The 8647-nt window shown below is 60.6% G+C and carries 7 protein-coding genes; 4 read left to right on the top strand and 3 right to left on the bottom strand.

Going from position 1 to position 8647, the window contains the following annotated elements; translation table 11 throughout:
- From BSU04_RS06840 to map, 3 genes are all read right to left on the bottom strand, one after another.
- Positions 1-469: hypothetical protein (locus tag BSU04_RS06840; protein ID WP_144021144.1), on the bottom strand; the 469-nt coding region annotated here is incomplete at its 3' end.
- A gap of 154 nt (positions 470-623) precedes the next feature.
- Positions 624-3209: a [protein-PII] uridylyltransferase gene (locus BSU04_RS06835; RefSeq protein ID WP_089159885.1), complete on the bottom strand. Its 2586-nt coding sequence runs from the start codon at positions 3207-3209 to the stop codon at positions 624-626.
- 497 nt (positions 3210-3706) lie between these two features.
- A complete protein-coding gene (map, locus tag BSU04_RS06830) occupies positions 3707-4516 on the bottom strand; it encodes a type I methionyl aminopeptidase (protein WP_089159884.1) in 810 nt (269 codons plus the stop codon).
- Between the two features lie 472 nt (positions 4517-4988).
- Between map and rpsB the strand changes: the two genes are divergently transcribed.
- The 4 genes from rpsB to frr all read left to right on the top strand — a co-directional run bounded on the left by rpsB (position 4989) and on the right by frr (position 8631).
- On the top strand, positions 4989-5741 hold the full coding sequence (gene rpsB, locus BSU04_RS06820; RefSeq protein ID WP_089159883.1) for a 30S ribosomal protein S2: 753 nt from the start codon (positions 4989-4991) through the stop codon (positions 5739-5741).
- A gap of 268 nt (positions 5742-6009) precedes the next feature.
- Positions 6010-6891: a translation elongation factor Ts gene (tsf, locus tag BSU04_RS06815; protein WP_089159882.1), complete on the top strand. Its 882-nt coding sequence runs from the start codon at positions 6010-6012 to the stop codon at positions 6889-6891.
- A gap of 370 nt (positions 6892-7261) precedes the next feature.
- Complete coding sequence (pyrH, locus tag BSU04_RS06810) at positions 7262-7975, top strand: UMP kinase (RefSeq protein ID WP_047896685.1); 714 nt, start codon at positions 7262-7264, stop codon at positions 7973-7975.
- 95 nt (positions 7976-8070) lie between these two features.
- Positions 8071-8631 (top strand): ribosome recycling factor, encoded by a 561-nt coding sequence (gene frr, locus BSU04_RS06805; protein WP_089159881.1) that lies wholly within the window; start codon positions 8071-8073, stop codon positions 8629-8631.
- Positions 8632-8647: the final 16 nt, after the last annotated feature.

Here is an 8647-nt window from a genome sequence, read left to right as displayed (position 1 = left end):
CCACGGTCACCAAAGGAAGGGCGCGGGCCACGATCGCTGCTCGGACCACGCGGCGCATCACCACGCGGCGTGAACGGTCGACGTTCACCATCGCCTGAAGGCCGATCACCGCGCGGAGCACCACGGTCACCAAAGGAAGGGCGCGGGCCACGATCGCTGCTTGGACCACGCGGCGCATCACCACGCGGCGCGTACGGTCGACGTTCACCATCGCCTGAAGGACGATCACCGCGCGGAGCGCCACGGTCACCAAAGGAAGGGCGCGGGCCACGATCGCTGCTCGGACCACGCGGCGCATCACCACGCGGCGCGTACGGTCGACGTTCACCATCGCCTGAAGGCCGATCACCGCGCGGGGCACCACGATCACCAAACGACGGCCGCGCCCCGCGGTCACCCGCGCCGCGCGAATCGTCGCTACGCGCTTTGAAAGGTTTCCGCTCACCCGCACCCGATGGTCGTGCACCACCTGCTGGTTTGTCGCTACGCACTGGCCGATCGCCGCTCGCCATGTCGGCGCGTGCGGGCTTTTTCCGTCCGGCAGCGCTGCCGGTACGGACGGGGGAACGTGCCGGCGATGCCGGGCGCGGGTGCTTCGCTGTCAGTTTGACGCGCATATATTCTCAGGCTGCGATCGCGCGCAGCAGTTCGGTTTCGACCTGGATCTGTGTCCGGTTGTCGGATAGGGTTTTGCCGTCGAGCAGGAACACGTCTTCCACGCGTTCGCCAAGCGTATTGATCCGCGCCGCGTGGACGCCGATCCGGTGCTGGGCCAGAACCCGCGCGATCGAATAAAGGAGGCCCTGCCGGTCGTTAGCCGATACGGACAGGATGTAATACTGACCACGTTCGTCGGGACGTAAATCCACGCGCGGCGTGATCGGAAAAGTGCGGACAAGCCGCGAAACACGTCCCTTCGACGGTTCCGGCAAAATGCCCTCAGCGCCCAGCAGCGTACTCAACTGCTGTTCGACGAGATTCGCAATGTCGCGATAATGCCCGTCATGGTCCGGATGCGCGACCAGAAAATTGTCTAGCGCGTAGCCGTGCCGTGTCGTCGTGACCCGTGCGTCGAGCACGGACAGGCCGTTTTTGTCGAAATAAGCGCAAATCCCGGCGAACAAATCGGGCCGGTCCTGCACATACACCAGCACCTGAAGCGCGGCGCCAATCGGCGACGGCCGCGCCCGCACGATCGGCTTTTCGCTCTCCACGTGTTTGTAAAGCACGCGGGTCTGCCAGGCGATATCGGCGGCGTCGTGACGCAGGAAATAGCCGACATCGAGCTTGTCCCACAACACTTTTTCCGCGTTTTCGGGCACGGTTTCAAGGCGCAGCAACGCGAGCGCGTCTTCCTGGCGCGACTTGAGTTCCGAATGCGCGTGCAGTTCGGCGCCGCCGAGCACGGCGCGCGTGGCGCGATACAAATCCTCGAGCAGCTTGCCTTTCCACGCGTTCCAGACCTTCGGGCTGGTGCCGCGGATATCGGCGACCGTCAGCAGATACAGCGCGGTCAGCCGGCGCTCGGTCTTGAGCATCGATGCAAATTGCTTGATGACTTCCGGATCACTCGTATCCTGCTTTTGCGCCACCTGGCTCATGGTCAGATGCTGTTCAACGAGCCACACGACCAGGTCGCTGTCGTCCGCGCCAACATCGTGTTCACGGCAAAAACGCCGTGCATCCGCCATGCCGAGCACGGAGTGATCGCCGCCGCGGCCCTTGGCGATATCGTGAAAAAGCGCCGCAATATATAGCACCCACGGGCGTTCGAAATTGCCCATCAACTGACTGCAGAACGGGTATTCATGCGCGTGTTCGGCCAACGCAAAGCGCCGGAGATTGCGCAACACCATCAGGATATGCTGATCGACGGTATACACGTGATACAGGTCATGCTGCATCTGCCCGACAATGCGCCGGAAGTTGAGCAGGTAACGCCCCAGCACGCTTGTCTGGTTCATCAGCCGCAGCGCGTGCGTGATGCCTTCGGGTTGCTTCAGGATCTCCATGAACAGACGCTGATTCTCGGGGTCCCGCCGCCAGTCGCGGCCCATCAGGTCACGTGCGTTATAGATTGCCCGGAGCGTTCGGGCGGATAAACCCTTTATGCCGCGCGTCTGTTCGTACAGCAGGAACGCTTCGAGAATGGCGTTGGGTTCGCGTTCGAAAACGTCGTCGCTGGCGATTTCCAGCATGCCCTGCTTCTCGACGAAACGCTCGTTGAGCACGCGCGTGATGCCGCTCGTCGACGGAAACAGTTGCGCTTCCACGTTCTGGATCAGGATGGTGGCAAGCTGAGTGACGGCTTTGGCGGCCCAGTAGTAGCGCCGCATGAGCTGTTCGCTCGCGCGTTTGGACGAAGTCGCTTTGTAGCCGAGGCTTTCGGCCAGCGCCGTCTGCAGGTCGAAGACGAGAATGTCCTGACGCCGCCGCGCAATGACATGCAGCCGCGCGCGCAGGGTCTTCAAAAAGCCTTCGTTGCGGCGCAGCTCGCTGGCTTCGCGTTCGGTGATGAGCTGGCGCGAATCCAGTTCGCGCCAGCTGCTGCCGAAACCGGCCGCGCGCGAGATCCATAAAATAAGCTGCAAGTCGCGCAGCCCGCCGGGACTTTCCTTGATATTCGGCTCGAGGCTGTACGGCGTGTCCTGATACTTGGCGTGCCGCTGGCGCATTTCCAGAACTTTTGCCTGGAAGAACGCACGTGGATCGAGCGTCTGCCGATACCGCGCCTCGAACGTTTCAAACAGTGTTTCGTTGCCCACTATGCGCCGCGCTTCCAGCAGCGAGGTCTGGACGGTGATGTCGTTGCTCGCTTCATCTATGCACTGCGACACCGAACGCACGCTGCTGCCGATGTCCAGGCCAAGATCCCACGCCATCCCGATCAGCTGTTCGATACGCGCAGCCAGTGAGGCGGTGTGCTCGGGCGTTTCGTCATCGGGCAGGAGGACGAGGATATCGACGTCCGAATAGGGCGCAAGTTCGCCGCGCCCATAACCACCGACCGCAATCAGCGCTGCCGATTTCGGCATCGCGCAGGCTTCCCACGCGCCTCGGAGCGCGTCGTCGGTGGCGCGCCCGAGCGCGTGCATCAGGCCATCGACATTGGTTGCGCTTTGGAAGCGCTCGAGCAAGGCGGCCTTGGCCGACTTGTATGAGGCTTTCAACGAATCAGCGCGGGGCGGGGCGTCGGCAGGTACGCTCATGGGCAGGCGGGTCGTCAAGTCAGTGGGTCAAAATTGATCGTAGCGAACAGACGGTTCGCCGGGTTTTAATCAGGTCACGTCGGTGCGGTCAGTGCGCACCCCGACACAGATTGCATGCGGCGTGCAAAGCAAGCGCTGTCTGACCAGCCTTTGACCGCGAGCGTGAGTGGTTGGGCGCGAACCAAGGCGAGATGCCGCGGCTTCCCATGCCACTCCATGCAGCAAGCTTAAGCTGTCTTTAAACCGGGCGAAATAACTGGCTTGTTCCGGCCCGACTCAAGTTCCGGCACGACTCAACGACAACCATTCACTGCGCGAAAGCGCGTGATGGGGCGCAGCAAAGCCCAAATAGCGAGATTCGGCCCGCTGAGTATCGGCAATATCGGCCGTAACACGACGCCTGCACGAATCGGCCGCAACCTGCACTGTCAAAAAACCGGCCGGCCAACGGTCGAACTACGTGCTACGAGTTCTCAGTCAAGCCCGCTTCGAGTCCTTCAAGCCGCCGCGGCGATCAATTCCGAAGGCGCTTGCGTACCCGCCGACACGGTCAGCACTTCATAGCCCGTCGGCGTGACCAGCACCGTATGTTCCCATTGCGCGGACAGGCTGCGGTCGCGCGTCTTGACGGTCCATTGGTCGGGCATGGTGCGGATATCGCGGCGGCCGGCATTGATCATGGGTTCGACGGTAAAGATCATGCCCGCCTGCAATTCGATGCCCGTGCCGGGCCGGCCGTAGTGCAGCACTTGCGGATCTTCGTGGAAGACCTTGCCCACGCCGTGGCCGCAGTACTCGCGCACCACGCTATAGCCCTGCGCTTCGGCATATTTCTGGATGGCGTGCCCGATATCGCCCAGATGCGCGCCCGGCTTGATCTGGTGGATTCCCAGCCACATGCAGTCGAACGTGGTTTGCACCAGGCGTTTGGCCAGGATCGATCCTTCGCCGACCAGGAACATCCGGCTGGTATCGCCGAAATAGCCTTCCTTGATCACGGTGACGTCAATATTCAACGCGTCGCCGTTTTTCAGCGCCTTGTCGCCGGGAATGCCGTGGCAAATCACGTCGTTCACGGAAATACAGGTCGCTTTCGGGTAGGGCGGATAGCCGGGCGGCTGGTAATTCAGCGGCGCGGGCACCGTGCCTTGTTCTTTCAGCATGTACTCGTGGCAGAGGCGATCGAGTTCGCCCGTCGTCACGCCTGCGACAATATGGGGCGTGATGAAGTCGAGCACTTCGCTGGCAAGTCGGCAGGCGACGCGCATTTGCGCGATATCGTGGTCGTTTTTCAGCGTAATGCACATGACTTGTGTCGAGAATGCGTGTAAGCGGCTGTGTTGTCGCCAATCGCGCATTATCGCACCTTACAGGGCTCGCCGCACCCAGGTGCGGGCCGGCGCGGCAGTTTTAGAGCAGTCGGCGCGCGAATTTACCGATTGCAGCGGCAGCCGCGGCGCACGATAGGGCGGTTGGGGAAAGCCGCCCCTGGCGCATATCCGAGTGAGCAGGCGTCTTGAGTCCTGCCATTTGTGCGTGATATACTCGCTGGCTAAGTCTGCATCTACTTTGCAATCATCTTTTCAAGAAGGCTTTGCTGAAAGCAATGAGTTTTTCAGGAAAGCGCGTGGAGAGGGACGAGGCAAAGAAAATCGGACTTGAATCGCAAGCCGGCGCACCCAGGGTGTCCGGCGCCCCGGATCCAGGAAACTCGATCGAGAAACACGGGGCGCCCGATGCGGCAGCCGGCTTAAGACCTAACCCTCGCGGAGAACTCTCATGGCAGTAACAATGCGTGAAATGCTGGAAGCCGGTGTCCACTTCGGTCACCAAACTCGCTTCTGGAACCCGAAGATGGCCCCGTTCATTTTCGGTCATCGCAACAAGATTCATATTATCAACCTCGAAAAAACGCTGCCGATGTACAACGACGCGCTGAAGTACGTGCGTCAACTGGCAGCGAATCGCGGCACGATTTTGTTCGTTGGCACGAAGCGCCAATCGCGTGACACGGTGGCAGAAGAAGCGCAGCGCGCTGGCATGCCTTTCGTGAACGCTCGCTGGCTCGGCGGCATGCTGACCAACTTCAAGACGCTGAAAGTATCGATCAAGCGCCTGAAGGACATGGAAGCATCGCTGGAAGCCGGTGAAACGGAACGCATGAGCAAGAAGGAAGCGCTCCTGTTCGAACGCGAGATGGCCAAGCTGGTGAAGTCGATTGGCGGCGTGAAGGACATGGGCGGCATTCCGGACGCAATTTTCGTGGTTGACGTGGGTTATCACAAGATTGCCGTGACCGAAGCCAAGAAACTGGGCATTCCGGTTATCGCCGTGGTTGATACGAACCACTCGCCGGAAGGCATCGACTACGTGATCCCGGGTAACGACGACGCTAGCAAGGCCGTCATGTTGTACACGAAGGGTGTGGCCGACGCGATCCTGGAAGGCCGTTCGAGCGCGGTGAACGAAGTCGTGCAGGCAGTTCGCAGTGGTGATGGCGACGACTTCGTGGAAGTCAACGCAGAAGCGTAAGTCTCTGCATAAGACGCCGACGTGATGTATCCGGCAAGAAAGGGGGCTTTGCGAAAGGCCCCCTTTTTTTAACCGGCCGCAACTGCGACGTAAAGTGACAACGGCAGTATTCGTGGGCAGCAGAACGCGAAACAGTCGTGAAGTATCGGTGAAGTAGTAGGCAGCACCCCAGGCAGCACCCCCATTCTGGCCGCGGGCATTTCTCGCCGGCGGCGCGTGTCAATAGTGCGAACGTGTGAAAGCACGGCACAGACTCAAGGAGCAAATGATGGCGGCAATTACCGCAAGCATGGTGGCAGAACTGCGCGCAAAGACCGACGCGCCCATGATGGAATGCAAGAAGGCGCTGACGGAAGCCGAAGGCGACATGGAGCGCGCTGAAGAGCTGCTGCGCGTGAAGCTGGGCAACAAGGCAAGCAAGGCAGCATCGCGTGTGACGGCTGAGGGCATCATCACGGCGCACATCGACGGCGGCGTGGGTTCGCTCGTCGAACTGAATTGCGAAACCGACTTCGTCGGCAAGAACGACGACTTCCTGGCATTCGGCAAAACCGTCGCCGAGATCGTGGCGAAGAGCAACCCGGCCGATGTCGCTGCCCTCGGCGCGCTGCCGCTGGAAAGCTCGACTGTCGACGCCGTGCGTCTCGCGCTGGTCGGCAAGATCGGTGAAAACGTGTCGATTCGCCGTTTCGTGCGTTTTGAATCCGCCAACAAGCTGGCGTCGTATCTCCACGGTACGCGTATTGGCGTGCTGGTCGAGTTCACGGGCGCGGACGAGCAAGTCGGCAAGGACGTTGCCATGCACATCGCTGCAATGAAGCCAGTCTCGCTGTCGTCGGACGACGTTCCGGCGGAACTGATCGCGAAGGAACGCAGCATCGCCGAGCAAAAGGCCGCTGAATCGGGCAAGCCGGCTGAAATCGTCGCGAAGATGGTCGACGGCAGCGTCCAGAAATACCTGAAGGAAGTTTCGCTGCTGAACCAGACGTTTGTTAAGAACGACAAGCAGACGATCGAACAAATGTTGAAGGCCGCTGGCGCGTCGGTGCAGAAGTTTGCGCTGTTCGTGGTCGGAGAAGGCATCGAAAAGCGTACGGACGACTTCGCTGCTGAAGTGGCCGCGCAAGTTGCCGCCGCCAAGCAAGGCTAAAGATTCAAACGGTGGTCAGGGCTGCGCAGCCGGCTAGGTGCAGCAGACGCGCGTAGCAAGTCCGGTGCAGCATCAGCCGGCCCGTTCAACCGGGCCGCTCGATGTAGACGCACTGGCCGCCGAGTCAAAAATGCAGTGAAAAGCAGCTAAATGTGAGTTCGGCGTTCCCGTATGCGGAACGTCGGTCTCGCGCCCTCATGGCGGTCAAAACCGCGCCGGACGGGCAAACCAGGGTTGATTCAGGTGAGCCCCGGGGTTAATCCGTTACGCCGCCGCGGCTTGTCCAATATGGGATGCTTGCCGGAAATATCGTTTCACCCCTACAGTTCTACGTTGTTGCACTCCCTCTCGGCGCGATCGGAACCCTCATATGCCCACAGCCTACAAACGCGTACTCCTCAAACTCTCCGGCGAAGCACTAATGGGCGACGATGCCTTTGGCATCAATCGCGCGACAATCGAAAGGATGGTGGCAGACGTCGCTGAAGTAGTGCGCATGGGTACGCAACTCGCGGTTGTCATCGGCGGCGGTAATATTTTTCGCGGCGTGGCAGGCGGTGCGGCCGGCATGGACCGTGCGACGGCAGACTACATGGGCATGCTCGCGACCATGATGAATGCGCTCGCCTTGCAGGACGCCATGCGCCACGCTGGTATCGAGGCGCGTGTGCAATCCGCGCTGCGCATGGACCAGGTGGTCGAGCCGTACATCCGCCCGCGCGCCATCCGTCAGCTCGAAGAAGGCAAAGTGGTCATTTTCGCGGCGGGTACGGGCAACCCGTTTTTTACCACCGATACCGCCGCTGCGCTGCGTGGTTCGGAAATCGGTGCGGAAGTTGTGCTGAAAGCGACCAAGGTGGACGGTGTATATTCCGCCGATCCCAAGAAAGACCCGAGCGCCACGCGCTACAGCACGATCAGTTTCGACGAGGCGATCGGCAAGAATCTGCAGGTGATGGACGCGACGGCGTTTGCGCTGTGCCGCGACCAGAAGCTGCCTATTCGCGTGTTTGCGATCAATAAGCCGGGCGCGCTCAAGCGCATCGTTCAGGGCGACGACGAAGGTACGCTCGTCCACGTGTAAACTCACGCGGTGACAAAAGGGCGAGGGCGGGCGCGCTCCCAGGGAACTGCGCTGCCACCGCCAGCACTGCACGCAATAAAAGTACGGAGGCTCAAATGAGTGTGGCTGACATTAGAAAGAGCGTCGATCAGAAGATGCAAAAGTCGATCGAAGCGTTCAAGAACGATCTCGCGAAGATCCGCACGGGCCGCGCCCACACGGGCTTGCTGGACCATATCCAGGTGGATTACTACGGCTCGAGCGTGCCCATTTCGCAAGTCGCGAACATGACGCTCATCGACGCCCGTACGATCGGCGTGCAGGCGTGGGAAAAGAAGATGGTGCCGGTGGTGGAAAAGGCGATCCGTGACTCGGATCTGGGCCTGAACCCCTCCAACCAGGGCGATCAGATCCGCGTCCCCATGCCCGCGCTGACCGAAGAACGCCGTCGCGAACTGACGAAAGTCGTCAAGAGCGAAGGCGAAAACGCCAAGATTGCCGTGCGCAATCTGCGTCGGGACGCCAACGAGCAGTTGAAGCGGCTCGTGAAGGACAAGGAAATCTCCGAGGACGACGAACGTCGTGCAAGCGATGACGTCCAGAAGCTCACCGATAAAAACGTCGCGGAAATCGACAAGCTGGTTGTGTCGAAAGAAGCCGAAATCATGACGGTTTGAGGCCGTTTCCGGTCTC

This window comes from Caballeronia sordidicola, assembly GCF_002220365.1.
GTDB classification, from domain to species: Bacteria; Pseudomonadota; Gammaproteobacteria; order Burkholderiales; family Burkholderiaceae; genus Caballeronia; species Caballeronia sordidicola_C.
This window is presented reverse-complemented; position numbering and strand designations above follow the sequence as displayed.